Raw genomic sequence first — 25806 nt, 5'->3', positions numbered from 1 at the left:
CCGGTGCTGCCGTTGGACGCGTGCGGCGAGCATTATGTGTCATAAGCTTTGTTAAAGATTTTGACTTGGCTGCAGGCCATCAACACTATGTCATTTCATCATTGGTCGGGTGACATTATGAATAGCGCTGTGAAATTTTTCGTCCGGGTTTTCTGTGTGCTCGGGGCAAGTCTCTGTAGTGTCCATAGTCTGGCGGGCAACCCCATTCATCCGGGCTGGTATGCCGATCCGGAGATACGTATCTTCAACGTCCGCTATTGGATTTACCCCACTTACTCGGCCGGCGAAACCACGCCCGATCTGCCCATAACCCTGACCGAGGATCAGCGTAAACAGCGCAGCCAACCCGGCATTTGGTCGCCCTTCCTTAAACAAACATTTCTGGATGCGTTTTCTTCTCCCGACTTGGTCAATTGGACCCGGCACCCACGTGTGCTGGATATCAAGGATGTCGATTGGGCTGCTTACGCGGTCTGGGCACCGTCCGCTGTTACGGCCAACGGCAAGTATTACCTGTTCTTCAGTGCGAACAACATCCTGGATAATTCGCAGCTGGGCGGTATCGGCGTTGCGGTCAGTGATCAGCCGGAGGGGCCGTTTCGTGATGCCTTGGGCAAACCCCTGATCGGTCAGATCCACAAGGGCGCGCAGCCCATCGACCAGATGGTATTCCAGGATGATGACGGTCAGTTCTATCTGTATTACGGCGGCTGGAAACGTTGCAATGTGGTCAAGCTGAGTAAGGATTTACTTAGCCTGGAGCCCTTTGCAGACGGCGAGTTTTATAAAGAGATTACGCCGCACGAAGACTATGTCGAAGGCGCGTTCATGGTGAAACGCAAGGGCATCTATTATCTGATGTGGTCAGAAGGGGAGTGGACGGGGCCGGATTACAGCGTGGCCTATGCCATGGCATCATCACCACTGGGGCCGTTCGAACGCATCGGTAAGATCCTGCAACAGGACACCAAAATCGCCAGGGGCGCCGGTCATCATTCTGTCGTCAATATTCCGGGGACGGATGACTGGTACATTGTCTACCACCGCCGCCCGCTGGACAGCAACGACGGGAATCATCGCCTGATGGCCATTGAGCATCTGTATTTCAATAAGGACGGTTCAATAAAACCGGTGGTAATGACCAACGAAGGGATTGCACCTGTGCCTTTGCTCAAACCTTGAAATTATCGGTCTGCACGAAAACAAAAAAGGGTAGCCTGGGCTACCCTTTTTTTCTGGTAAACGCACAACAGCGCGTTTATTTACCGAGTTTTTTGCGAATGGATTGCAAGGTGCGCAGCTGCGCGGACGCTTCGGCCAACTGGATCGCGGCGCGGGAGTAATCCACCTCGCCCGACTGGTTCGCCAATTCCTGCGCTGCGTGTTCTTTGGCCTGTTGTGCCGCCGCTTCATCCATATCGTCCGCACGCAAGGCGGTATCCGCCAACACGGTCACATGGTAAGGCTGCACTTCAAGGTAACCGCCGGAAACGTAGAAGATTTCCTCCTCGCCGCCTTGCTTCTTGATGCGCACCGGGCCCGGCTCAAGGCCGGTTAACAAAGGCGCGTGGCCATAGTTAACACCCAGGTCACCCAAGGAACCGTTAGCTACCACCATCTCCACGAGGCCGGAGAAGATCTCGCGTTCCGCACTGACGATATCGCATTGAACAGTCATAGCCATATCTCTGTCTCTCAAGCTGAGAACGGCCCGGTATTTTGATCACACCGGGCCGATTCATTATTTCAGTTTGGCAGCTTTCTCGACCGCTTCGTCGATGGAACCTACCATGTAGAACGCCTGCTCCGGCAGGTGATCGTACTCACCGGCCAGGATGCCTTTGAAGCCACGAATGGTTTCTTTCAGCGGTACGTACTTGCCTGGAGAACCGGTGAAGACTTCGGCCACGTGGAAGGGTTGGGACAGGAAACGCTCGATCTTACGCGCACGCGCCACGATCAGCTTGTCTTCTTCGGACAGTTCGTCCATACCCAGGATCGCGATGATGTCTTTCAGTTCTTTAAAGCGTTGCAGTACTGACTGGACACCGCGTGCGGTTTCGTAGTGTTCCTGGCCGATGATCAGCGGGTCCAACTGGCGAGAAGTGGAATCCAGCGGGTCGATCGCCGGGTAAATACCTTTTGCAGCGATGTCACGGCTCAGTACCACGGTTGAATCCAGGTGAGCAAAGGTAGTCGCTGGCGACGGGTCAGTCAGGTCGTCCGCCGGTACGTATACCGCTTGTACCGACGTAATAGAACCGGTTTTGGTCGAGGTAATACGCTCTTGCAGTACACCCATCTCTTCCGCCAGGGTCGGCTGGTAACCTACCGCTGAAGGCATACGACCCAGCAGTGCCGATACTTCGGTACCCGCCAGGGTGTAACGGTAGATGTTGTCCACGAACAACAGAACGTCTTTACCTTCGTCGCGGAATTTTTCCGCCATGGTCAGGCCGGTCAAGGCTACGCGCAGACGGTTGCCTGGTGGCTCGTTCATCTGGCCGTACACCATCGCTACCTTGTCGACAACGTTAGATTCTTTCATCTCGTGGTAGAAGTCGTTACCTTCACGAGTCCGCTCACCCACACCGGCAAACACGGACAAACCGCTGTGCTCTTTGGCGATGTTGTTGATGAGTTCCATCATGTTTACCGTCTTGCCTACACCGGCACCACCGAACAGGCCGACCTTACCGCCCTTGGCGAAAGGACATACCAGGTCAATAACTTTAATACCGGTTTCCAGCAGTTCTTCAGAAGCGGCCAGTTCTTCGTAAGCCGGCGCGTCGCGGTGAATCTGCATACGCTCTTGCTCACCGATAGGACCGGCTTCGTCGATGGGGTTGCCCAACACGTCCATGATACGACCGAGGGTTTCTTTGCCCACCGGTACTTTAATGGCTTCGTTGGTATTGTTTACACTCAGGCCACGGCTCAGGCCTTCGGAAGAACCCAGTGCAATGGTACGCACTACGCCGTCACCCAACTGCTGCTGAACTTCCAGGGTCAGGTCTTTTTCGGCGACCTTCAGGGCATCATAAACTTTAGGCACGGCATCACGCGGGAATTCCACGTCGATAACCGCACCGATGATTTGTACGATACGTCCGCTACTCATTTCCGATTCCTCGTTATCTCAGGCCTGGCTATTCGCGGGACCTGAAGGTTTAAACTCAAAATTGTTGCTGCTTAGGAAGCTACTGCTGCCGCACCACCCACGATCTCGGACAATTCCTGGGTAATCGCAGCCTGACGGGCTTTGTTGTAAACCAGTTGCAGATCATCAATCAGCTGGCCGGCGTTATCGGTAGCGCTCTTCATTGCTACCATCCGCGCCGCTTGCTCGCTTGCGGCGTTTTCAATAACGGCCTGGTAAACCTGGGATTCGATATAACGGGTCAACAAACCGTCGAGCAATTGCTCGGCATTGGGTTCGTAGATGTAATCCCAGTGGTGTTTCAGCTGTTTGTTTTCTTCCGCTTCCAGCGGCAGTAACTGACGCAGGACAGGGCTTTGGGTCATGGTGTTGACGAACTCGTTGCTCACAATGAACAAACGGTCAATCTTGCCCTCGGTGTAGGCGTCGAGCATTACTTTGACGCTGCCGATCAGGTCTGCCACCGTGGGTGCTTCACCAAGATCGCGACGGGCTGCAACCACGTTGCCGCCGAAGCTCTTGAAGAATGCGCCGGCTTTGGCACCGATCAGACACAGGTCAATCTGCACGCCCTGATCACTCCAGCTCTTCATGTTTCTGATAGCTGTCTTGAACACGTTGATGTTCAGACCACCACACAGGCCACGATCACTGGACACCAGGATAAAGCCCACACGCTTGATGTCGCGCTGCTGCATAAAGCTGTGTTTATACTCGGGATTGGCGTTGGCCAAATGCCCGATCACCTCACGCATACGCTTGGCGTAAGGCTTACCCAGTTGCATACGCTCTTGAGCACGACGCATCTTACTGGCGGCGACCATCTCCATCGCGCTGGTAATTTTTTGCGTGCTCTTGATGCTTTTAATCTGGGTCCGTATTTCTTTTGTGCCTGCCATTCTCAAAGGCCCTCAAGATGTTCTTTACGACATGGCAAGGCCCGCGTTGCGGCGGGCCCTGTCAGTGTCTTACCAGGTTTGGGTTGCCTTGAACTTGGTGACCAGTTCTTTGAACTTGCCTTCCAGCTCTGCATTCCAGTCGCCGGTGCTGGCGATGGTTTTCATCACGTCAGCGTATTCACTGCCGGCAAAAGAGAGCAGGGCAGATTCAAAGTCCAGAATCTTGTTCACCGGCACATCTTTCAGATAGCCTTCGTTGGCACAGAACAACATCAATGCCATTTGCGCGATGTTCATGGGCGAGAATTGCTTCTGCTTCATCAACTCGGTAACGCGTTGGCCGTGATCCAATTGTGCTTTGGTGGCTTCGTCCAGGTCAGAAGCAAACTGGGAGAACGCCGCCAGTTCGCGATACTGGGCGAGTGCGGTACGAATACCACCGGACAATTTCTTGATCACCTTGGTCTGGGCTGCACCACCCACGCGGGATACCGAGATACCGGCGTTCATGGCCGGACGGATACCTGCGTTGAACATGGACGCTTCAAGGAAGATCTGACCGTCGGTAATGGAGATCACGTTGGTCGGAACGAAGGCCGACACGTCACCCGCCTGGGTTTCGATCATTGGCAGCGCGGTCAGAGAACCGGTTTTGCCCTTCACTTCGCCATTGGTGAATTTCTCAACGTAGTCTTCGCTCACCCGTGCGGCGCGTTCCAGCAGACGGGAGTGCAAATAAAACACGTCACCAGGGTAGGCTTCACGGCCTGGCGGACGACGCAACAAGAGAGAGATTTGACGGTAGGCCCAGGCTTGCTTGGTCAGATCGTCATAAATGATCAGCGCGTCCTGACCGCGATCGCGGTAGTACTCACCGATAGTGCAACCGGCAAAGGGCGCCAGGAACTGCATAGCCGCCGGATCAGAAGCGGTTGCCGCAACGACGACGGTGTGGTCCATCGCGCCATGCTCTTCCAGTTTGCGCACAACGGCTGCAATAGAAGATGCTTTCTGGCCAATGGCAACGTAGATACATTTAATACCGGAGTCTTTCTGGTTGATGATGGCGTCGATCGCGATGGCGGTCTTACCGATCTGACGGTCACCAATGATCAGCTCACGCTGGCCACGACCGATGGGTACCATCGCATCGATAGCTTTCAAACCGATTTGCACCGGTTGGTCTACCGACTTACGCCAGATTACACCCGGTGCCACCTTTTCGATGGCGTCGGTCATCTTGGCGTTGATTGGACCTTTACCGTCGATCGGGTTACCGAGGGCATCGATAACACGACCTTCAAGTTCCGGGCCAACCGGTACTTCCAGAATACGACCGGTACATTTACAGGTTTGACCTTCCGCAATACCGCGGTAGTCACCCAGAATAACCGCACCGACAGAGTCGCGTTCAAGGTTGAGGGCCATACCGAACAGGCCGCCTTCAAACTCGATCATTTCACCGTACATCACGTCCATCAAACCATGGATGCGCACGATACCGTCAGATACAGATACGACAGTGCCCACATTACGGGCTTCAGAAGACACATCGAGCTGGTCGATGCGCTGCTTGATTATTTCGCTAATCTCGGATGGATTCAGCTGCTGCATGCTCTATTCCTCAATCCTACGAATTGATTGCTTTGGCGAGTTTCTCTAACCGACCGCGCATCGAGCCGTCGATGACCAAATCACCTGCTTTGATAATTACGCCTGCCAGCAATTGCTGGTCGACAACCGTCTGGACATTTACCTTGCGCGCCAACTTGGTGCTCAGTGCTTCTGCAAGCTTGGCTTGACTCGCATCGTCCAGGGCGATGGCGGTGGTCAATTCAACGTCGACTGCTTGCTCTTGTGCAGTCTTGAGAGCATCGAATAATTGATAGATCTCAGGCAGCAACAGCAGGCGCTTGTTTTGCGCCACTAACACAATGAAATTGCGCACGGGTGCCGTTAATTCATCACCACATGCATCGATCAACAGCTGTGCTTGTTGCTGAGCAGACAGTGACGGCGATGCGATTTTCTTTTGCATAACGCCATAACGGCTCACGGCAGCAAGTGTTGCCAGTTGCTTGCCCCAGCCTGCCAGGTCTTTCACTTCCAGCGCGTATTGAAACGCAGCTTTGGCGTAAGGCCGGGCGAGTGTAGTCAGTTCAGCCACGGTACACCTCGCTTATAGGCTGGCAGCCAGTTTGTCGAGCATGGTCTTGTGCGCTGTTTCATCAACAGACGCTTGCAAGATCTTCTCGGCACCGGCCAACGCCAGAACGGCGACTTGTGAGCGCAGTTTTTCTTTCGCGCGATTCACTTCCTGCTCAACTTCTGCCTCAGCAGCAGCTTTGATGCGATCCGCTTCAGCGCGTGCCTGTTCTTTGGCCTCTTCAACAATTTGCGTAGCGCGTTTGTTGGCAGATTCCAGAATGGCGGCGGCTTCGTGTTTGGCATCACGCAGGGTGTGGGTGGCTTTTTCCTGGGCTAACTCGAGATCCTTGCTCGCGCGGTCTGCGGCGGCAAGGCCGTCTGCGATTAACTTCTGGCGTTCGGCCATCGCAGCGGTGATGAACGGCCACACGAACTTCATGCAAAACAGCACGAAGAATAAGAACGTGATGGACTGTCCGATTAAGGTCAAATTAATGTTCACGCCGATAACCCCTGTTGTTGAAAGCTTTAGGCTGTTGGTAGAAATTTTTCAGAAAACATTCCGAACATTTCTGTGAAAAGCACAAGCGTTTCGAATTAAGCCAGAGTCGGCACAACAACGAACAGAACGTACATCGCGATACCTACACCGATCATCGGAACGGCGTCGAGCAGACCAGCGATCAGGAACATTTTACCTTGCAGCATTGGCGCCAATTCCGGTTGACGTGCAGAACCTTCCAGCAATTTACCGCCCAGAATAGCGAAGCCAATAGCAGTACCCAGTGCACCCAAACCAATCAACAGTGCAACAGCAATCAGAGCTAAACCCATGGTGTTTCTCCTCAAATAGTCAAAAGTTAAAAAGTAAAGCTAAACAGTGAATGAAAAAATTAATGTGTAAACTGGTCTTCGTCTTCCACATGGTGCGCCATCGCCATGTACACAATGGTCAGTACCATGAATACAAACGCTTGCAGCGTAATCACCAGGATGTGGAATACGGCCCAACCCCATTGCAGGAAGCCCCCGAAGATACCGATCAACAAGCCGGCACCGAACATGGTGGCAATCAGGATGAAGATCATTTCACCGGCGTACATGTTGCCGAACAACCGCAGGCCAAGCGAAATCGGCTTGGCGATCAGGGCGATAGTTTCGAGGGTGAAGTTAATCACGATCAACAGCGGCGCGAAGATAATGCCAATGCCGTGGAAAGAGGGGTGGAAAGGGTGGAAGGTCAGTTCCTTGATAAAACCGATCAGGCCTTTTTTGGCAATACTGAAACCAATCATCAGGGCAAACACGGTGAAGCCCATGGCCATGGTGATATTCACATCGGTCGTCGGTACGACCTTGAAGTAGAAGTGACGGTCGCCCGCGATCCACATGGCCAGTTCCGGTAACCAGTCCACCGGCACCAGGTCCATCAGATTCATCAGGAATACCCAGACAAAGATGGTCAGGGCAAGCGGGGCAATAAACGCATTTTTGTGTTGGAAACCGTCTTTCACGGTCTTGTCGATAAATTCAATGATCATCTCAACGAAGTTGAGGAAACCGGTGGGCACGCCAGCGTGGGCTTTTTTGGCCGCCCAGCGGAACAGGGTGATAAAGATCAACCCCAGGCCGATAGACCAGGCCATCGAATCGAGGTGAATGGCATTGAAGCCCATGGCTTTCATTTCTTCGGAGCAATGTGCCACCACCCAGCTGGTGGTTTCCTGCACTCGCGTGCCATCACAATAAGTGCCTGCGGGCAACTTGCCATAGGTCCAGTTGGTCAAGTGGTGCAGGATATATTCAGTCGTAGTGGGGGCGTGCCCTTCCGCTGCCATGGTTATTTCTCACGTTGCAAGTTGGATGAATTTGGATCAACGGGGCTGCTTCAGCGTCAGGGCTGTCAGCAACCACGAAAAAATCTGTGCGGCGATGAACGCGAGAAAGAATACGAGCAGATTGATCTTGTCTGCGCGATGAAAAACCGCAGCAAACAGCAATGCCGTGAGAAAAAACTTTATAGCCTCGGCGCGGTAAAATGCATTTACCGCTGTTACAGCCGCACGTGCGCCCCGGTATTTAAACGAATACCAGGAAAAGCAGATTGCAGGTAACAAGCAAACCGAAAAACCCCATAAAAGTGACAGACCCCATATGGAATCTATCGGCATTACCGCCACTGCCAGTACTACCGCCGCCAGCCACAACATAAACAACCGCTGCAAAACTGGAGGTCTGGCGATGGTGCTTGGACGGAGTCGACCTATCTCAGGCTTTGTTTTTCTCAATTCTTCGACGTTTTTGCCGCTTCTTATCAACTAACAGCCCAAGTTGGTGCAACCTTTGTGCTACCTGATTGGGCCGCCGCATTATAGGGACATTAAATAGGCGCAGCAAGTTTAAATCCGCCGCGCCTGCCGCTCTCTACGTTAAATGACTTACCGGATTCAACATCTCACTTGATGTGAGCCAGAATTCCATCCAGTTCATCAAGGGTGTTGTAACTGATAACCAGTTTTCCCTTGCCTTTGGCCGTGTGCTGAATCTCTACCCCGGCGCCCAGAGTATCGGATAACTGTTCTTGCAAGCGCCGAATATCGGCGGAAGGTGCTGCTGGCGCCTTGATCTTGTCTTTGTGTTTGTTTTCCTGGAAGTTGCGCACCAGGGTTTCCGTCTGGCGAACCGACAAACCCTTGGCCACAATCTGGCGACCGATGTCGCGCTGGTCCGGTGCATCGAGCGTCAGCAATGCGCGGGCGTGGCCCATCTCCAGGTCACCGTGTTCCAGCAAGGTTTTGACTTCATCGGTCAGCGCAATCAAACGCAGCAGGTTAGTTACTGTCGTGCGCGATTTACCCACCGCCTGTGCGACTTCCTGGTGCGTCAGTTCAAATTCATCCTGCAGGCGCTTGAGCGCCACGGCTTCTTCGATGGGATTGAGGTCTTCGCGCTGGATGTTTTCAATCAGCGCCATGGCAATGGCCGCTTCATCGGGCACATCGCGGATAACGGCCGGAATCCGGTCCAGGCCCGCCAGTTGTGTGGCGCGCCAACGGCGTTCGCCGGCAATGATTTCGTACTTATCCGGGCCAATCTGGCGCACCACGATGGGTTGCATCACACCCTGGGCTTTGATGGACTCCGCCAGTTCTTCCAGTTGCTCCGGGTGCATGTCGCGACGCGGTTGGTATTTACCGCGCTGGCAGAATTCAACAGGAATGTGCGCCAGCTTGCCGTCCGCCGGCAATGAATCAGAGGTTGTGGCGATTTCTCCACTGGCGGGGGTAGTGGCTACCGGCGGCGGTGACATACCCAAACCGGCACTCAGGAGTGCATCGAGTCCCTTACCTAAGCCTTTGCGTTTTGACGACATATCGTGTGAGCCTGTGTTCTGAGCTCCGCCCTGCGAAGCTGGCTGGAATCCTAGAGAGTCGGGTCTTCCGCCGCAGCGGCAAACTCCGTGGGTTTGTAGTTGGGATCGTTGCGGCGGATGATTTCGCCTGCCAGGGCCAGGTAAGCGATGGCACCCTTGGAAACCCGGTCGAACGCCAATACCGGCTGGCCAAAACTGGGGGCTTCGGCCAGACGTACGTTGCGCGGGATGCAGGTACGATAAACCCGGTCACCAAAATGGTGGGTCAACTGAGCCGACACATCATTGGTCAGGCTGTTCCGCGGATCGTACATGGTACGCAGTAAACCTTCGATCTTTAACTGCGGATTGAGCAGTTGCTGTATCTGGTTGATGGTATTCACCAGGGCAGACAAACCCTCGAGCGCGTAATACTCACACTGCATGGCGATGATGACGCCATCGCAGGCGGTGAGCGCATTCACCGTGAGCATGTTCAGCGACGGCGGACAATCGATAATGACGTAATCGTATTGTTCGCGAACCTGTTGCAAGCCTTGCTGCAGCAGGCGTTCCTTGTTGGCCAGGGAGAGCATCTCAACCTCCGCTGCGGTGAGATCGCTGTTGGCAGGCAATACCTGATAACCGCCGCTTTCCGAGGTGAGGATGCAATCCACCGCGCCTGCACGCTGGGTCAGTACATCGTAAACGCTACGCTCAACATCATCCTTGTCGATACCGCTGCCCATGGTGGCGTTGCCTTGCGGATCGAGATCCACCAACAAGACACGCTTTTTGGTCGCCACCAGCGAAGCGGCCAGATTGACGCAGGTGGTGGTTTTACCCACTCCGCCTTTTTGGTTGGCTACAGCGTATATCTTGGTCAAGTGATGTTCCTTAAGCGGGCCTGGATGAGACAGCGGGCTATTGTGTGGCAGTTATTTTTTCAGGGCAACCGGGAAGAGGGGATTTTTACCACCATCGGAGATCGCCAGGATCAGTGGGCGGGTTTGAGAATCAACAAGTGACGTTCACCGTCCGTCTCCGGGACATTCAGTGGATAGCTCGCCTCAAGTTGGAATTTTCCCTCCAGAGGCAGGAGCTCGTCCTCGGGATAAAGACCTTTCATGGCCATAAAGATACCGCCCTCGGCCAATAGGTGAATACAACCTTCGGTCATATCCTGCAAACTGGCAAAGGCGCGACTGATCACTGCCTGGAATTTTTCGGCTGGCTGAAATTGTTCAACCCGACGATTTTCGACCGTGACATTGTCCAGACCGAGCAAGGTTTTTATGTGAAATAAAAAGCGGGTTTTCTTACCGTTGCTGTCGAGCAGGGTAAATCGTTTTTCCGGGAACATGATGGCCAACGGAATGCCGGGCAGCCCACCACCCGTTCCTACATCGATAATATTTCCCAGGTGGGAATAGGTCGACTGCTGAAAGTAGGGCACCACACTCAAGCTATCCAATATATGTCGTGCAACCATTTGTTCAATGTTGCGAATAGCGGAAAGATTATAAGCCTTGTTCCATTTATCAAATTCGTTGAGGTAAGCCAGTAATTTTTTTATCTGTGTTTCGTTTAACGACACAGACAATTGATCAGCACCATCAATCAATTGTTGTTGTAGTTTTTTTTGTAGATCAGTCAAAACCAAATACTCGTAAGGAAAGATGTTCGCGAGGATTCCATAGTGACTTCCGAGACCATCACCCGCATGGATGCGGGTGCTGAGCCTACAGGGATGTATTCACGGCGTGTCTCGGAAGTCACTATGGAATCCGTCTCTCAGAGCTAAAACTCTGAAATTAAAATTTTCTTTTTTGCAATTTATCAAGAAGCTTGTTCAAGATTCTCAGCTGATTTTGCTTTTTTTAACAAGCCACGTTTCTTCATGTACATCATAAGTTGTGAAATCGCTGCCGGGGTTACGCCGGAAATTCTCGAAGCTCGCGCAAGGGTTTCCGGTTTGGCGTTGGCGAGTTTTTGTTTGACTTCGTTAGACAAACCTTCCACTTGGGTAAAATCAAAATCGGCCGGAATCAGCGTATTTTCATACGCGCGCATGCGCTCGATCTCTTCCTGCTGGCGATCAATGTAACCTGAATATTTCGCTTCGATTTCTATTTGCTCAGCAACAAACTCGTCAGCAACGCCTTCGCCTTTTAAATCGGCAAGATCTGCATATTCCAGTTCCGGGCGTTTTAATAAGTCGTAAAGGTTGTATTCGCGCAGCAATTTCGTTTGCACTTTCGCTTCAATTTTTTCGGCTTCCGGTGAGCCGGCTTGAATCCAGGTGGCTTTCAGGCGTTCCTGTTCGCGCGCGATGGCTTCGCGTTTTTCGCAGAAGGCACGCCACTGTTCTTCACCGACCAAACCGAGTTCGCGTCCTTTTTCGGTCAAGCGCAAATCCGCGTTGTCTTCGCGCAGCATCAAGCGATATTCCGCACGGCTGGTGAACATGCGATAGGGTTCTTTGGTACCGAGGGTAATCAGGTCGTCAACCAATACACCGAGATAGGCTTCATCGCGACGCGGGCACCAGGTGTCTTTGTCCTGTGCGCGCAGCGATGCATTCAACCCGGCAAGCAAACCCTGAGCGCCGGCTTCTTCGTAGCCAGTGGTGCCGTTAATTTGGCCCGCAAAAAACAGCCCGCCGATAACTTTGGTTTCGAGACTGTGTTTCAGATCCTGTGGATTGAAAAAGTCGTATTCAATCGCGTAACCGGGGCGAACAATATGCGCGTTTTCAAAACCCTTGATAGATCGCACCAGGTTCATCTGCACATCAAATGGCAGGCTGGTGGAAATGCCATTGGGATACAGTTCATGGGTGGTTAAACCTTCCGGCTCGATAAAGACCTGGTGCGAATCTTTATCCGCGAAGCGGTGAATTTTATCTTCGATAGACGGGCAGTAGCGCGGACCAATGCCTTCGATGACACCGGAATACATTGGGGAACGATCCAGACCACCGCGAATAATGTCATGGGTTTTTTCGTTGGTGTGGGTGATCCAGCAACACATTTGTTCCGGGTGCATTGAACGATTGCCGCGCACTGACATCACCGGGCGCGGCTCATCGCCCCATTGTTTTTCCAGTCCATCAAAATTAACGGTGCGCGCATCAATACGTGGTGGCGTACCGGTTTTCAAGCGATCAACCCGCAAGGGCAGTTCACGCAAACGTTTGGAGAGCGCGATGGATGGTGGATCACCTGCGCGGCCGCCGGAGTGATTTTGCAAACCGATATGAATCAACCCACCGAGAAACGTACCGGCGGTCAAGACCACCGAGCTGGCATGGAACTTCAGGCCCATCTGGGTCACCACACCGCGCACCTGATCATTTTCCACGATCAGATCATCGGCAGCTTGTTGAAAGATCCACAGGTTGGGCTGGTTTTCCAGCATATGACGAACAGCGGCTTTGTAGAGAATTCGATCCGCCTGGGCGCGGGTGGCACGCACCGCCGGACCTTTACGCGCATTCAATACACGAAACTGGATGCCACCTTTGTCAGTAGCCAACGCCATGGCGCCCCCCAGGGCATCGATTTCTTTCACCAGGTGGCTTTTGCCGATACCGCCAATAGCCGGATTACAGGACATCTGCCCCAGTGTTTCGATATTGTGGGTCAACAGCAGGGTTTTACTGCCCATCCGCGCTGCTGCCAGACAAGCTTCCGTCCCTGCATGGCCGCCGCCAATTACGATGACATCAAAACGTTCAGGAAAGATCATGGTGTTTATAGGCCTCACAAGCCAGCCGGTTGAAAAAGGGATCAGGCAAATGCAAAAGGGGCGACATTATAGAGCGGCGCGCTCACTTGTACAAAACTTGCGCAAACTATTTTTACTTCCGCTGTTTTAGTTCTTCGCGTTACAACAGCGGAAAATTTATTAATAAAAATATATATAGAGTTATTTAATGAAAGGATAAATGCTGTTACTACTAATATGCGACCGGCATTCTGTGGATAAGGTAAAAATATCCTTTAATTTCAATAAATTAGTTTAATAATAAGTCCAAGGGAAAGATCCTCATAAGCTGGCAGAAAGCTGCCGCAAAGCTGGTGGTAAATGTGTTAGTTATACAGTCAGAGCTGGTTTTTCATGTTATCCCCAAAACTATTGGCAGCTTTTAAGCCCACAAGACAACAGACTTACCCACATAACGCCGATAGCAGGGTCAAAATATGAAGAAAAACAGATGTTTATTGAATAAACCTGTGAATAAATGTGGATAACTTGTGTAACTGCTGGTGCTATAAGGGTTAATAATGAGGAAAAGGTTACGCACAGGGGAAGGTTTTTATGCCGGCTACAGGGGGGTTACGTAAATAGCTGGGTTATTTACCGATACAGAAACTGCTGAAGATTCGGCCAAGAAGGTCATCTGGGGTAAATTGACCGGTGATTTCACTCAGGGCGTTTTGAGCCTGACGCAGGTCTTCGGCCAACAATTCGCCCGCAGCAAAGCCATGAAGCTGGGCTTTACCGGCATTGAGGTAGGTTTGGGCGCGCTCCAGTGCGTCCAGGTGACGTCGACGGGCGGTGAAGCCACCTTCGCCAGTCTGTTGGTAACCCATGATGTCTTTAAGGTGTTGCTTGAGGATATCGATCCCCGCCCCGGTTGCTGCGCTGATGCCTATCGCGCTGTGTTCTTTATTAAGGTATCCACAGGCTTCGTTGGTCAAATCAATCTTGTTGCGAACCAGCGTCAGTTTGGTGGGGTCCGGGAGTTGGGAAACAAATTCCGGCCAGAGGATCTCCGGTTGTTGTTTGTCACTGCTGCGCGCATCGACCAATAAGAGGATACGGTCAGCCTGGCGGATCTCCTGCCAGGCCCGCTGGATACCAATCTGTTCGACCTCATCGGGGCTATCGCGTAACCCGGCGGTATCGATGATATGCAGCGGCATGCCGTCGATGTGGATATGTTCGCGCAATACATCGCGAGTGGTGCCTTCGATGCTGGTGACAATGGCGCTGTCCCGTCCGCTCAAGGCATTTAACAAGCTGGATTTACCCGCATTGGGCCGACCGGCAATCACCACCCGCATGCCGTCACGCATCAAGACGCCTTGTTTGGCTTCGCGAAAGACCGCTTCAAGACGCTGCTCTATGTGTGCAAACGCATTCGCAACATGACCATCGCTGAGGAAGTCGATCTCCTCTTCGGGAAAATCGATAGCCGCTTCAACATAGATGCGCAGTTGGATTAGTGCTTCCACCAGCTCATTGATCCTGACCGAGAAGGCACCCTGCAACGAATGCAGGGCATTGCGCGCTGCCTGCTCGTTGGTGGCATCAATCAGGTCGGCGATAGCTTCAGCCTGGGCGAGGTCCAGTTTGTCATTGAGGAAGGCACGTTCAGAGAATTCGCCGGGTCGTGCGAGCCTCACACCCAGTCGGGTAATTTCACGCAGCAGTAAATCCAGGATAACCGGGCCACCATGGCCCTGCAGTTCCAGCACATCTTCGCCAGTGAAGGAGTTCGGACCGGGGAAGAACAGCGCTATCCCCTGATCAAGGATCTCGCCGGCTTGACTGTAGAAAGCACAATAATGCGCATGGCGTGGCTGGAGCGGTTGCTTGAGCAGGGTTGCTACAATCTGCGCGGCTTTGGGACCGGAAACCCGCAGGATACCGACGCCACCGCGCCCGGTGGCGGTAGCGATGGCGGCGATGGTATCGATATTGGGGTTCACGGTAGGGGCTTAAGCCTTTTTATCGGCATTCTCGATCTGACGGGTAATCAACCATTGTTGCAGGATACCCAAGGTATTGTTGGTGACCCAGTACAGTACCAGACCGGCCGGGAACCACAGGAACATAAAGGTGAAGATGATTGGCATCAGCTGCATAACCCGCGCTTGCATCGGGTCCGGCGGTGTCGGGTTCAATTTCATCTGGATGAACATGGTGAGACCCATAATCAGCGGCAGCACGAAATAAGGATCTTTAACCGACAAATCCTGAATCCAGAAGAAGAAAGGTGAATGACGTAACTCGACACTCTCCATCAAGGTCCAGTACAAGGCCAGGAACACCGGCATTTGCACCAGGATCGGCAGGCAGCCGCCGAGTGGATTTACTTTCTCTTCCTTATAAAGCTTCATCATCTCCTGAGACATCTTCTGGCGATCATCGCCACAGCGCTCTTTCAGGTCCTGCATCTTCGGCGCCAGCTTGCGCATCTTGGCCATGGACCTGTAACTGGTAGCACTTAATTTGAAGAAAGCTGCCTTGACCAGGATTGTTAAACCGATAATCGCCAGGCCCCAGTTACCCACGAAGCTGTGGATAAACTTCAGTAACCAGAACAGGGGTTTTGCGATCCACCACAACCAACCGTAATCCACGGTAAGGTCGAGGTAGGGAGAAATCTCTTCAAGGCGTTCGGTATCTTTCGGGCCGGCATAAAACTGGGCCTGCAAACTGCCCTGGCTATTTGGTGCAACCTCGACGCGCTGACCGGTAAAGCCCAATAGGTAAAGATCCTGCCCGGCCACCTTGCGCAGGTGATAGGTGTTTTGTTGTTGGGCGGCGGGAATCCAGGCGCTGATAAAGTAGTGTTGCACCATCGCGACCCAACCACCTTCGCGGCTGGTTTTGAAATCTTTTTCGCTCAGGTCATCAAAACTCAATTTTTTGTAATTTTCATCGTTCGTGGTGATGGCCGCGCCGAGGAAGGGGTTCATCTCCAGCGCGCTGACTTTATGGAAGTTCTGGCCGTCACGCTTGATCTGGCCGTAGAGATTGGCGCTCCACACACTGTCGCTCTGGTTGTCGATCAGGTATTCCACCTTGACCAGATATTCTTCGCGGGTGAAGGTAAACCGCTTGGTGATGGACACATCGCCCTGTTGATGCACCAGGTCTACCGTTAAGGTGTCCTGATCATCAGCCATGCGAAATTCGCGTTGAGTTGTACTGAATGTCGGCCTGCCTGCTGCACTGTCGGTGCCGTTGGCGCCAATCAATCCGCTTTGTGCGACATAGGTATGGTTGTTGCGATTATCCAGCAGTACAAAAGGAACATCCGGTGTATCCAGTTCAGCGTAGTGACGCGGCAGGGCAACCGACGTGATATCACCGCCAAGGGTGCTGATCTCCACCTGCAGACTGTCGGTGAATACCTTAATGGTCTGATTGGTAGGGGTTAGTGCCTGGTTGGGTTCGGCCGGTACATCCTCACTAGCCGGTAGGCTGGGGATATCACTGGCAGCTTGATCCGGCGTTGCGAAGCCTGAACTCTCGGTGGTGGAGCTGGCTACGGGTGCCTGTGGGTCGGGGAGGTTTTCCTGAAAGTCATTCCAGCGAATCACCAGCATAAAAAGAACGGCGATCATCGCCGCGATTAACAGGTTCTTTTGCCAATCCATCTTATCGAGTGCCATCTGTTGGTTGAGTATGAGTGGTTTTCTCCGGGACCAGATCAATTCCGCCCGCATGCCAGGGGTGGCATTTTATAAGGCGACGGAATGTTAAATAACCCCCTTTCATAAAACCGTGTTTTTCAATTGCTTCCTCAGCGTAATGCGAACAGCTTGGGTAGAAACGGCATTGATTGCCGATCCACGGACTCAGCAAATAGCGATAGCCATGTATGCATTTAATGGCCAGCCGACGCATGTGAGTTACCTCTGTTCATTCCGGGCAGGTTGCGGCGTCTGAGAGAGCTTGCGTATTACCCGTTGCCACTGTTGCTGCAGTTGTTTTGCGATAACCGGATTCGTCAGGTCATCCATCCCTTTGCGGGCCAGTACAATAACATCTATACCCGCCAAAGATTGCTGTTGTTGACGAAAACTTTCGCGAATCAAGCGTTTTATGCGATTGCGAGCGACTGCCAGGCGAATATGTTTTTTGGCGATCACCAGACCCAGACGAGGATGATCCAGCTGATTGGCACGCGCGAGGATAAGGAAATGCTGGTGGGATATGCGAGCGGTAGCGCCATCAAAGACGCTTTGAAAATCACTAGAGGAAAGAAGGCGGAGCGACTTCCCGAACGCCTGCTTCACTCTAGCGACTCATTTTCTTGCGGAAGCAGCAATTAGATAGTTAATTGCTTGCGACCTTTAGCGCGACGACGAGCCAATACCAAACGACCGTTTTTGGTAGCCATGCGTGCACGGAAACCGTGAACACGAACGCGCTTCAGATTGCTGGGCTGAAATGTTCTTTTCATGAAACTGAACCTGTTGTTTAAGAGCTGCTGTTAATGCAACCGTAGCGAGAGATCACACGGCGTGTGAAAAGACGCGGGATTCTAAAGAAACCCTAAGGGTAAATCAATGTATTTTCTCCAAATTGCTACAGGCTTCTGGGTATTTCGAAGTTATTTTTCGCTATACCGTTTTTTCACCAGATTACCAAAAGGATATACACAGGTTTATCCACAGTTGAGATTAAAAATTGAACAATTTATCGTGCCATGTCTGTGTATATTTTCCCTGGTAAGCGATTGTTAACTTATTGAATTTAAATGAGTAATAAATTTCTTATGACATTATTTTTTTGTGTCAACTGTGGATAACAAGTAGGTGGAAGAGTACACTAGCCGGCTCATTTTGAAATAATAACTTTCGGTCTGGAGTAGGGGTTTTGCCGCAGTCACTTTGGAAATTATGTGCTTCGAGTTTGCAGGGTGAATTGCCTCAACAGCAGTTCAACACCTGGATTCGACCTTTGCAAATCGACGAGTCGGCCGGACCAAATGAGTTGCGTTTGTTAGCACCCAACCGATTTATCTGTGATTGGGTTTCAGAAAAATTTCTGAATCGAATTCGCGAGTTAGTCGGCAGTTATCAACAGGGAAGCAGTTTTACCGTAGTAATCGGTATTCTTCCCAAACCCCAGGCAGCTTTTCAATACAATCGCGCTCCAGTGCCTGCTGCGGAACCAGTGCCTGTCCAGCCCCTGGCGCAGTCCTTCGGGGTTCAACAGGGCAGACATTCACCAGCGGAATCCGCTGTATCTTCTTCTTTTTCATCTATTGATGGTGCGTCTGCACTTGCAGCAAACCCATTGCCGGCATCGGTAACTACATCGACAGGGGCGCCGATCAGGGAAGTTGCCTCGGCAGAAAACAATTTTGAGTCGAGCTCACGCAATACCCAGGAAGCGGAAGTTGAGGGTGCACTTAAGCACAGCAATTATTTAAATGTGTCCTCCACCTTTGCGACCTTTGTTGAAGGTAAATCTAACCAGTTGGGTCTGGCTGCGGCGCGGCAAGTAGCCGAGAATCCAGGCGGTGCCTATAACCCGCTCTTTATTTACGGTGGTGTGGGCCTGGGGAAAACGCACCTGATGCAAGCGGTGGGTAATGCCATGGTGGCGCGCAATCCTAACGCCAAGGTGGTGTACCTGCATTCTGAGCGCTTTGTAGCCGATATGGTGAAAGCCCTGCAGTTAAATGCGATCAATGATTTCAAGCGTTACTACCGTTCCATGGATGCCTTGCTGATTGACGATATCCAGTTCTTCGCCGGTAAAGAACGCTCACAGGAGGAGTTCTTTCATACCTTTAACTCCCTCCTTGAGGGGGGCCGGCAGATTATCCTGACGTGTGATCGTTATCCGAAGGAAATCAATGGCCTTGAAGAACGCTTGAAGTCCCGTTTTGGCTGGGGCCTGACGGTAGCGATTGAGCCGCCGGAACTGGAAACACGTGTAGCTATATTAATGAAGAAGGCTGAACAGGTCGGTATAGACTTGCCCCATGAGTCCGCTTTCTTTATCGCCCAGCGTATTCGCGCCAATGTTCGCGATCTTGAAGGCGCCTTAAAACGGGTTATCGCCAGCGCTAACTTTACCGGCCGGCCGATTGATGTGGATCTGGTGCGCGAAGCCTTGAAAGATCTTTTGGCGCTGCAGGACAAACAGGTGGGTATCGATAATATCCAGCGAGTAGTGGGCGAGTATTACAAGATCAAGATAAATGACTTGCTCTCCAAGCGCCGCAGCCGTTCAGTGGCACGGCCCCGGCAGGTCGCCATGGCGCTTGCGAAAGAGCTGACCAATCACAGTTTGCCTGAGATTGGTGAGGCCTTTGGCGGACGGGATCATACGACGGTATTGCACGCGTGTCGCAAGATCAAAGAATTGCAGGAAGAAAGCGCGGATATCCGTGAAGATATGAAAAATTTACTGCGTTCTCTGACAACTTGATCCAGACCCACCGATTCGGTTTATGATGCGCAAGCCGTGCAGGGTATCGCACCAACCTTTACCTTCTGTTGAAGCCCTTTTATCAGGACATTTAAAGAGACCAACACATGAAATTTGTCGTTTCCCGTGAGGCTTTGCTTAAACCCCTACAACTGGTTGCCGGTGTTGTGGAACGCCGGCAGACCCTGCCGGTGTTATCCAATGTGTTGCTGGTCCTGAATGGTGATAAACTGTCCTTAACCGGTACTGACCTTGAGGTTGAGATTGTCGGTCGGGTACAGCTGGAACAGGCGGGAGAGAGTGGCGAAATCACTGTTCCAGCGCGTAAGTTGGTAGATATCTGCAGATCCCTGCCAGATGGATCCAATATCGAGTTTTTTCAGGAAGAGCAGCGGATTATTGTTAAGAGCGGCCGCAGCCGGTTTACCTTATCGACCCTCGCTGCCAGCGATTTCCCGAATGTGGAGGATAGTCCGGGCAACCTGCAATTCAGTTGTGCCCAGCAGGAGATCAAACGCCTTATTGAGCGAACCGCTTTTGCCATGGCACAACAGGATGTGCGTTATTACCTTAATGGTATGTTGTGGGAAGTTCGCCAGGATCAGTTGCGCGTAGTGGCCACTGATGGACATCGGATGGCGATGTGTACTCGTGCTGTGGCGGTAAATACCGGCGAGATTATTCAGGCCATTTTGCCGCGCAAAGGCGTACTGGAATTATCCCGCCTGCTCGATGATTCTACTGCTCAGGTAGAGATCACCCTCAGCGCCAATCACATTCGCGTGACCTCTGCGGAATATACCTTTACCTCTAAACTCGTTGACGGCAAGTTTCCGGAATACGAACGGGTCTTGCCTCGGGGCGGGAATAAGGTGGTTATTGGCTCCCGTCTTGAGTTAAAACAGGCTTTCGGTCGCACGGCGATTTTGTCCAACGAGAAATACCGCGGTGTGCGTTTGTTGCTGAGCGACGGTATGCTCACTATCGTCGCCAACAACCCGGAGCAGGAAGAGGCGGAAGAGCAGGTTACCGTGGATTATTCCGGAGATTCCCTGGAAGTAGGCTTCAATGTAAGTTACCTGCAGGATGTGGCAAACGTGATCAGCCATGAAAATATCGAGATCACCCTCTCCGACGCCAACAGCAGCGCCTTGATTGAAGAGCCTGACAACAGTGATTCTCTGTATGTGGTTATGCCGATGCGTCTCTAGGACGCTCGGTATCTGTTTACTATCTCTTTCCTCTTCTTACTAAAGAGACCTTCTTATGACCTTGAAGCGTCTCTTTATCCAACATCTGCGCAATTTGGGCGCTGTTGATATTACCCCCTCAGCGCAAGTAAACCTTATCTACGGGGAAAACGGCTCCGGTAAAACCAGTATCTTGGAAGCGATTAATGTCCTGGGTGTTGGCCGTTCTTTTCGTAGTCATAAGCATAAGCCCTTAATTAACCATCACCAGACATCATTCACTGTCTTTGGCAAAGTAAACGCTGAAGGAGTCGAGGTGCCGGTGGGGGTAAATCGCCAGGCAAATGGCGAGGCCGTATTCAAGGCTAACGGCATGTTAGTTTCATCCGCAGCCATGCTGGCTTCTTATCTTCCGCTCCAGGTGATCAATTCAGATACGTTTTTGTTATTGGAAGGTAGCCCGAAGATTCGACGACAGTTTATGGACTGGTTGGTGTTTCACGTGGAACCAGGTTTTTTCCAGGTTTGGAAAGATGCGCAGCGGTGTCTCAAACACCGCAATAGCTTGCTCCGCCGTGATAGAATGGACCGCTTTGAATTGGCCACCTGGGATAAAGAGTTAGCGCAGTACAGCCACCAAATTCATGTATTTCGGCAGGAATGCATGCGCCAGTTTTGCGAGACCTTTTACTTGTTGGTACAAGAATTTATCGCGATAGAAGGCGTGAGCCTGACCTACTACTGCGGGTGGGACGAAGAAAAAGACTATGCAGCGATCCTCGCCGATAGCGTTGAGCGGGATAAGCGCCAGGGATTTACGCAGGTAGGCAGTCATCGGGCGGATCTTCGTATAACGATTAATGGGTATCCGGCTGCTGAAGTGCTTTCCCGAGGGCAGCAGAAACTCCTGGTTTGTGCCCTCAAGATTGCCCAAGGTTACCTGTTCAGTAAGATAACCGGCCGGCGCTGCATCTACCTCATTGATGATCTACCGGCGGAGCTTGATGAGCATCACCGTAGTCTCCTGGTGAGGTGGTTGGATGCTATGGAAACCCAGACATTTGTTACCGGTGTAGAGAAGCAAGCTTTATTGGATGCTTGGCAAGAGTTGCCAGCCACAGAGATAAAACTGTTCCACGTGGAACAGGGGAATGTTCAAGCGATTGTCTAATTTACGATAAACGCGACAGATTACGTAGCAAGCGGAGAATAAATCTATGTCAGATGAGAAGACTTACGACTCGTCCAGTATTAAAGTCCTTAAAGGACTGGATGCGGTGCGTAAGCGCCCAGGGATGTACATTGGTGATACCGATGATGGTTCGGGCCTGCACCACATGGTCTTCGAAGTCGTCGATAACTCCATCGACGAGGCGCTCGCCGGTTACTGTACTGAAATCAAAGTTGTTATCCACCCCGACGAAACAGTGTCCGTCGCTGACAATGGCCGGGGCATTCCCACTGATATGCACGAAGAAGGTGTGTCAGCAGCGGAAGTGATCATGACAGTGCTCCACGCCGGTGGTAAGTTCGATGACAATACCTACAAGGTATCCGGTGGTTTGCACGGCGTAGGGGTTTCCGTGGTCAATGCCCTGTCAGAAGAACTTAAACTGACAATCCGCCGCAAAGGCAAGATTCACGAGCAGGTTTATCGCCATGGCGTTCCTCAGGCACCCCTAACCGTGGTAGGCGATACCACCACGACCGGCACAGAGATTCACTTCAAGCCCTCGCCGGAAACCTTCACCAATATTGAATTCCACTACGATCTGCTGGCCAAGCGTCTGCGTGAACTGTCCTTTCTTAACTCCGGTGTCTGCATCCATCTGAAAGACGAGCGCTCAGGCAAAGAAGACACCTTCCAGTACGAAGGTGGACTTAAGGCGTTCGTGGAATACCTGAATCAAAACAAGAGCTCCATGAACAAGGTTATCCATATCCTAGCGGCGCAACGGGAAGACGGTATCGGTGTCGAGATCGCCCTGCAATGGAATGATTCGTTCCAGGAAAACCTCTACTGCTATACCAACAATATTCCACAGCGGGACGGTGGTACGCACCTGGCCGGTTTCCGCGCTGCGTTGACCCGCAGCCTGAACAACTATATTGAGAAAGAAGGCTTGGCCAAGAATGCCAAGGTAGCGACGACCGGGGACGACGCCCGTGAAGGTTTAACCGCGATTATCTCGGTTAAAGTGCCTGATCCGAAATTCTCATCCCAGACCAAAGACAAGCTGGTTTCATCCGAAGTAAAAACTGCTGTGGAGCAGGAGATGAACCAGATTTTCAGTGACTACTTGCTGGAAAACCCCTCGGAAGCCCGCGCGATCGTGAACAAGATGATCGAAGCCGCCCGTGCCCGGGAAGCAGCGCGCAAAGCGCGCGACATGACCCGCCGCAAAGGCGCGCTGGATATCGCCGGCCTGCCCGGCAAGCTGGCAGATTGTCAGGAGAAAGATCCGGCGTTGTCCGAAGTTTACCTGGTGGAAGGTGATTCGGCGGGCGGTTCCGCCAAGCAAGGCCGTGCCCGCAAAACCCAGGCAATCCTGCCGCTGAAGGGCAAGATCCTTAACGTGGAAAAGGCACGCTTTGACAAGATGCTCTCCAGCGCCGAAGTCGGCACCCTGATTACCGCTTTGGGTTGCGGGATTGGTAAAGACGATTACAATCCCGAGAAGCTGCGCTACCACAGCATCATCATCATGACGGACGCCGATGTCGACGGCTCCCACATTCGCACGTTGTTGCTGACCTTCTTTTTCCGCCAGATGCGTGAACTGATTGAGCGCGGCCATATCTATATCGCCCAGCCGCCGCTGTACAAAATCAGCAAAGGCAAGCAGGAACAATATCTCAAAGATGAGGCGGCAATGACGGAGTTCCTGACCCAGGCAGCTCTTGAAGGTGCCAGCCTGCACGTGAATGCTGACGCGCCCGGCATCAGCGGGGAAGCGCTGGAGAAACTGGTTGGCCAATACCGCAAGGTCATGGCGACCATTGACCGTCTCTCCCGGCTATACCCATCGGAAGTCCTGGAGAAGATGATTTACCTGCCTTCGCTGCGGGCAGAACACCTGGCAGATCAGGGCCATATGCAGCAATGGTGTGATCAGATGCTGGCGCGCTTTAGCCTGGACACGCGTGCTGGCAGCCAGAAATACATTATCAGCGTGCGTGAAGACAGTGAGCGCCATCTATTTCTGCCCCAGGTCGAAATCATCGCCCACGGTATCTCCAACCATTACCCCTTCAATCACGACTTCTTCCAATCCGGGGAATACGCATCGATTGTTGCCTTGGGTGAAAACCTTGAGAGCCTGATGGAAGAGGGTGCCTACATCCAGCGGGGCGAGCGTAAACAAACTGTTAGTAATTTTGCAGAAGCCCTTGATTGGTTGATGAAGGAATCGCGCAAGGGTTACAACATCCAACGTTATAAAGGGTTGGGGGAGATGAATCCGGAGCAGCTGTGGGAAACGACGATGAACCCGGAGACTCGGCGTATGTTGCGTGTCAGCATTCAGGATGCTATCGCTGCTGATCAAATTTTCACCACTCTAATGGGTGATCACGTGGAACCGCGCCGTGAGTTTATCGAGTCCAATGCGTTAGCAGTTGCTAACCTCGACGTCTAGAATTGCTGCTATGGTCTATACTCATTACACGGCTCCCATCCAGCCAGTTCAACCCGTAATGTGTAGCAAGAGGCAATATCAATGAGTGAAAAAAAACTCAAGGCGGTAACCCTGGGCCAGATCGTGGAGGCGCTGGAAGAGCGTCAGACGCCGGATCGACGCAGGAAAAGTCGGGGTCTTCCGGAAGGAATTGCCAACGATCGTCGTAAGGGTGACAGACGTAATCCCAAAGGTGAGAAGAGTTAAGGCATAAGCCCACACGAAGCAAAGCCAATCTGTAAAAGGGTTGGCTTTTCTTTTTGGCGATTAACAGGAATCAATGGATTGCGTTTGCATTAACCGGTGAGAATCGATATATATCGTTGTGACACATTTTTTTACTAAACGATAACGTATCATTCCAACAGCATCACCGGCTTGTCGACCAGGCTCAACCACGTGAGAGGGTTATGGACACACCTGAACAGTCTAATAAACAAAGATCCTCTGCTGAGCCCATGGTGTCCATTCAGGTCCTGAATGCCTGCCGTATTCTGGTGATTAACGGAAAAGGAGGCGCGGGAAAGACAACGGTCAGCACCAACCTGGCTGCCTGGCTTGCTCATCGCGGTGAGCGAACGGTGCTCGTCGACGCAGACCCCCAGGCGTCTTCACATTACTGGGTTACCCATCGCGATCCCGTACTGCCCTCCATTTACAGCGTCAAGATTGAAACCAACTCGCGCACCACGCGCAGTTTCCAGTGGCGAGCGCCCAAACCGACCCGGTGGCTGATTACCGACGCGCCGCCAGGCTTGACCGGCCCGGCCCTGGATGATCTGGTACAGGATCACGACCTGATCGTGGTACCTGTGCAACCTTCGGACATTGATATTCGTGCCAGTGCGCGCTTTATCGGCGAATTACTGCTGACCCAGAATATGCGCCGCAAACGCCGGCCGATTGCGGTGGTAGCCAATCGCGTGAAGCAGCAAACCAATGCCTGGGAGCGCCTGCAAAAATTCTTATTGAGTTTGAATATTCCCTTCCCGGCCACTCTGCGCGATACACAGAATTATGTGCGTGCTTACAGTGAGGGGCGCGGCATCGTGGATTATCCGTTTCAAAGCCACGCCCGCGACAGACAGGACTGGGAGATTTTAATCCGCTGGCTGGACGCGCAAAATTCTACCCATGAATGGTTGAAGGAAGATCCGCCCACCAGCACCATCACCAATGCTTCCTGATACTG

At 52.2% G+C, this 25806-nt stretch carries 25 protein-coding genes; 7 read left to right on the top strand and 18 right to left on the bottom strand.

Annotation, left to right across the window (positions count from 1 at the left end; all coding sequences use genetic code 11):
- Window positions 1-117: 117 nt before the first annotated feature.
- On the top strand, window positions 118-1182 hold the full coding sequence (locus ACSV5M_RS01500; protein WP_439173676.1) for a glycoside hydrolase family 43 protein: 1065 nt from the start codon (window positions 118-120) through the stop codon (window positions 1180-1182).
- A gap of 76 nt (window positions 1183-1258) precedes the next feature.
- On the opposite strand, the gene ACSV5M_RS01495 is transcribed toward ACSV5M_RS01500, so the two are convergent.
- The 18 genes from ACSV5M_RS01495 to rpmH all read right to left on the bottom strand — a co-directional run bounded on the left by ACSV5M_RS01495 (window position 1259) and on the right by rpmH (window position 17765).
- Complete coding sequence (locus ACSV5M_RS01495; RefSeq protein WP_439173675.1) at window positions 1259-1684, bottom strand: F0F1 ATP synthase subunit epsilon; 426 nt, start codon at window positions 1682-1684, stop codon at window positions 1259-1261.
- A gap of 57 nt (window positions 1685-1741) precedes the next feature.
- On the bottom strand, window positions 1742-3121 hold the full coding sequence (atpD, locus tag ACSV5M_RS01490; protein WP_439173673.1) for a F0F1 ATP synthase subunit beta: 1380 nt from the start codon (window positions 3119-3121) through the stop codon (window positions 1742-1744).
- A 71-nt stretch (window positions 3122-3192) separates the two neighbouring features.
- Entirely contained in the window at window positions 3193-4059 is an 867-nt protein-coding gene (gene atpG, locus ACSV5M_RS01485) for a F0F1 ATP synthase subunit gamma (RefSeq protein ID WP_439173672.1), read from the bottom strand.
- A 69-nt stretch (window positions 4060-4128) separates the two neighbouring features.
- On the bottom strand, window positions 4129-5673 hold the full coding sequence (gene atpA, locus ACSV5M_RS01480; RefSeq protein ID WP_439173670.1) for a F0F1 ATP synthase subunit alpha: 1545 nt from the start codon (window positions 5671-5673) through the stop codon (window positions 4129-4131).
- A gap of 16 nt (window positions 5674-5689) precedes the next feature.
- Window positions 5690-6226, bottom strand: a complete 537-nt coding sequence (locus ACSV5M_RS01475) for a F0F1 ATP synthase subunit delta (RefSeq protein ID WP_439173669.1) — start codon at window positions 6224-6226, stop codon at window positions 5690-5692.
- 12 nt (window positions 6227-6238) lie between these two features.
- A complete protein-coding gene (locus ACSV5M_RS01470) occupies window positions 6239-6709 on the bottom strand; it encodes a F0F1 ATP synthase subunit B (protein WP_439173668.1) in 471 nt (156 codons plus the stop codon).
- A 95-nt stretch (window positions 6710-6804) separates the two neighbouring features.
- Window positions 6805-7041, bottom strand: coding sequence for a F0F1 ATP synthase subunit C (gene atpE / locus ACSV5M_RS01465; protein WP_087467420.1), 237 nt, complete (start codon window positions 7039-7041; stop codon window positions 6805-6807).
- A 59-nt stretch (window positions 7042-7100) separates the two neighbouring features.
- Window positions 7101-8045: a F0F1 ATP synthase subunit A gene (gene atpB, locus ACSV5M_RS01460; RefSeq protein WP_439173665.1), complete on the bottom strand. Its 945-nt coding sequence runs from the start codon at window positions 8043-8045 to the stop codon at window positions 7101-7103.
- A gap of 36 nt (window positions 8046-8081) precedes the next feature.
- Entirely contained in the window at window positions 8082-8417 is a 336-nt protein-coding gene (locus tag ACSV5M_RS01455) for an ATP synthase subunit I (RefSeq protein ID WP_439173663.1), read from the bottom strand.
- A 245-nt stretch (window positions 8418-8662) separates the two neighbouring features.
- Window positions 8663-9580: a ParB/RepB/Spo0J family partition protein gene (locus ACSV5M_RS01450; protein ID WP_439173661.1), complete on the bottom strand. Its 918-nt coding sequence runs from the start codon at window positions 9578-9580 to the stop codon at window positions 8663-8665.
- 50 nt (window positions 9581-9630) lie between these two features.
- Entirely contained in the window at window positions 9631-10446 is an 816-nt protein-coding gene (locus ACSV5M_RS01445; protein WP_439173659.1) for a ParA family protein, read from the bottom strand.
- 110 nt (window positions 10447-10556) lie between these two features.
- A complete protein-coding gene (rsmG, locus tag ACSV5M_RS01440) occupies window positions 10557-11216 on the bottom strand; it encodes a 16S rRNA (guanine(527)-N(7))-methyltransferase RsmG (RefSeq protein ID WP_439173657.1) in 660 nt (219 codons plus the stop codon).
- 182 nt (window positions 11217-11398) lie between these two features.
- Window positions 11399-13309: a tRNA uridine-5-carboxymethylaminomethyl(34) synthesis enzyme MnmG gene (gene mnmG, locus ACSV5M_RS01435; RefSeq protein WP_439173655.1), complete on the bottom strand. Its 1911-nt coding sequence runs from the start codon at window positions 13307-13309 to the stop codon at window positions 11399-11401.
- A gap of 608 nt (window positions 13310-13917) precedes the next feature.
- A complete protein-coding gene (gene mnmE, locus ACSV5M_RS01430; RefSeq protein ID WP_439173653.1) occupies window positions 13918-15279 on the bottom strand; it encodes a tRNA uridine-5-carboxymethylaminomethyl(34) synthesis GTPase MnmE in 1362 nt (453 codons plus the stop codon).
- A gap of 9 nt (window positions 15280-15288) precedes the next feature.
- Complete coding sequence (gene yidC / locus ACSV5M_RS01425; RefSeq protein WP_439173651.1) at window positions 15289-16956, bottom strand: membrane protein insertase YidC; 1668 nt, start codon at window positions 16954-16956, stop codon at window positions 15289-15291.
- A gap of 1 nt (window position 16957) precedes the next feature.
- Window positions 16958-17206: a membrane protein insertion efficiency factor YidD gene (gene yidD / locus ACSV5M_RS01420; protein WP_439173650.1), complete on the bottom strand. Its 249-nt coding sequence runs from the start codon at window positions 17204-17206 to the stop codon at window positions 16958-16960.
- A 5-nt stretch (window positions 17207-17211) separates the two neighbouring features.
- Window positions 17212-17598, bottom strand: coding sequence for a ribonuclease P protein component (gene rnpA / locus ACSV5M_RS01415; RefSeq protein ID WP_439173648.1), 387 nt, complete (start codon window positions 17596-17598; stop codon window positions 17212-17214).
- Window positions 17599-17630: 32 nt separating this feature from the next.
- Window positions 17631-17765: a 50S ribosomal protein L34 gene (rpmH, locus tag ACSV5M_RS01410; RefSeq protein ID WP_439173646.1), complete on the bottom strand. Its 135-nt coding sequence runs from the start codon at window positions 17763-17765 to the stop codon at window positions 17631-17633.
- Between the two features lie 416 nt (window positions 17766-18181).
- Between rpmH and dnaA the strand changes: the two genes are divergently transcribed.
- From dnaA to ACSV5M_RS01380, 6 genes are all read left to right on the top strand, one after another.
- Entirely contained in the window at window positions 18182-19747 is a 1566-nt protein-coding gene (gene dnaA, locus ACSV5M_RS01405) for a chromosomal replication initiator protein DnaA (RefSeq protein ID WP_439173644.1), read from the top strand.
- Between the two features lie 107 nt (window positions 19748-19854).
- The gene (dnaN, locus tag ACSV5M_RS01400; protein WP_439173642.1) at window positions 19855-20958 is read left to right on the top strand and encodes a DNA polymerase III subunit beta; all 1104 of its coding nucleotides are present in this window, start codon (window positions 19855-19857) and stop codon (window positions 20956-20958) included.
- 55 nt (window positions 20959-21013) lie between these two features.
- Window positions 21014-22108, top strand: coding sequence for a DNA replication/repair protein RecF (gene recF / locus ACSV5M_RS01395; protein WP_439173640.1), 1095 nt, complete (start codon window positions 21014-21016; stop codon window positions 22106-22108).
- 46 nt (window positions 22109-22154) lie between these two features.
- Window positions 22155-24575, top strand: a complete 2421-nt coding sequence (gene gyrB, locus ACSV5M_RS01390; RefSeq protein ID WP_439173639.1) for a DNA topoisomerase (ATP-hydrolyzing) subunit B — start codon at window positions 22155-22157, stop codon at window positions 24573-24575.
- An 81-nt stretch (window positions 24576-24656) separates the two neighbouring features.
- Complete coding sequence (locus tag ACSV5M_RS01385; protein WP_439173637.1) at window positions 24657-24821, top strand: hypothetical protein; 165 nt, start codon at window positions 24657-24659, stop codon at window positions 24819-24821.
- Between the two features lie 203 nt (window positions 24822-25024).
- A complete protein-coding gene (locus ACSV5M_RS01380; RefSeq protein WP_439173635.1) occupies window positions 25025-25801 on the top strand; it encodes a nucleotide-binding protein in 777 nt (258 codons plus the stop codon).
- Window positions 25802-25806 lie beyond the last annotated feature (5 nt).

It is taken from the genome of Cellvibrio sp. ARAG 10.3 (assembly GCF_051846955.1).
In the GTDB taxonomy this organism is placed as follows: Bacteria; Pseudomonadota; Gammaproteobacteria; order Pseudomonadales; family Cellvibrionaceae; genus Cellvibrio.
The sequence above is the reverse complement of the archived record's forward strand: the minus strand, read 5'-3'. Positions and strand labels throughout refer to the sequence as shown.

Excerpts from the sequence above, each read along its gene's own strand:
- ACSV5M_RS01455 (WP_439173663.1), bottom strand. The coding sequence starts at position 8,417 with ATGTTGTGGCTGGCGGCGGTAGTACTGGCAGTGGCGGTAATGCCGATA.
- atpB (WP_439173665.1), bottom strand. The coding sequence starts at position 8,045 with ATGGCAGCGGAAGGGCACGCCCCCACTACGACTGAATATATCCTGCAC.
- mnmG (WP_439173655.1), bottom strand. The coding sequence starts at position 13,309 with ATGATCTTTCCTGAACGTTTTGATGTCATCGTAATTGGCGGCGGCCAT.
- ACSV5M_RS01500 (WP_439173676.1), top strand. The coding sequence starts at position 118 with ATGAATAGCGCTGTGAAATTTTTCGTCCGGGTTTTCTGTGTGCTCGGG.
- ACSV5M_RS01495 (WP_439173675.1), bottom strand. The coding sequence starts at position 1,684 with ATGGCTATGACTGTTCAATGCGATATCGTCAGTGCGGAACGCGAGATC.
- yidD (WP_439173650.1), bottom strand. The coding sequence starts at position 17,206 with ATGCGTCGGCTGGCCATTAAATGCATACATGGCTATCGCTATTTGCTG.
- ACSV5M_RS01450 (WP_439173661.1), bottom strand. The coding sequence starts at position 9,580 with ATGTCGTCAAAACGCAAAGGCTTAGGTAAGGGACTCGATGCACTCCTG.
- atpD (WP_439173673.1), bottom strand. The coding sequence starts at position 3,121 with ATGAGTAGCGGACGTATCGTACAAATCATCGGTGCGGTTATCGACGTG.
- atpE (WP_087467420.1), bottom strand. The coding sequence starts at position 7,041 with ATGGGTTTAGCTCTGATTGCTGTTGCACTGTTGATTGGTTTGGGTGCA.
- rpmH (WP_439173646.1), bottom strand. The coding sequence starts at position 17,765 with ATGAAAAGAACATTTCAGCCCAGCAATCTGAAGCGCGTTCGTGTTCAC.
- ACSV5M_RS01385 (WP_439173637.1), top strand. The coding sequence starts at position 24,657 with ATGAGTGAAAAAAAACTCAAGGCGGTAACCCTGGGCCAGATCGTGGAG.
- atpA (WP_439173670.1), bottom strand. The coding sequence starts at position 5,673 with ATGCAGCAGCTGAATCCATCCGAGATTAGCGAAATAATCAAGCAGCGC.
- recF (WP_439173640.1), top strand. The coding sequence starts at position 21,014 with ATGACCTTGAAGCGTCTCTTTATCCAACATCTGCGCAATTTGGGCGCT.
- ACSV5M_RS01380 (WP_439173635.1), top strand. The coding sequence starts at position 25,025 with ATGGACACACCTGAACAGTCTAATAAACAAAGATCCTCTGCTGAGCCC.
- atpG (WP_439173672.1), bottom strand. The coding sequence starts at position 4,059 with ATGGCAGGCACAAAAGAAATACGGACCCAGATTAAAAGCATCAAGAGC.
- dnaN (WP_439173642.1), top strand. The coding sequence starts at position 19,855 with ATGAAATTTGTCGTTTCCCGTGAGGCTTTGCTTAAACCCCTACAACTG.
- yidC (WP_439173651.1), bottom strand. The coding sequence starts at position 16,956 with ATGGATTGGCAAAAGAACCTGTTAATCGCGGCGATGATCGCCGTTCTT.
- gyrB (WP_439173639.1), top strand. The coding sequence starts at position 22,155 with ATGTCAGATGAGAAGACTTACGACTCGTCCAGTATTAAAGTCCTTAAA.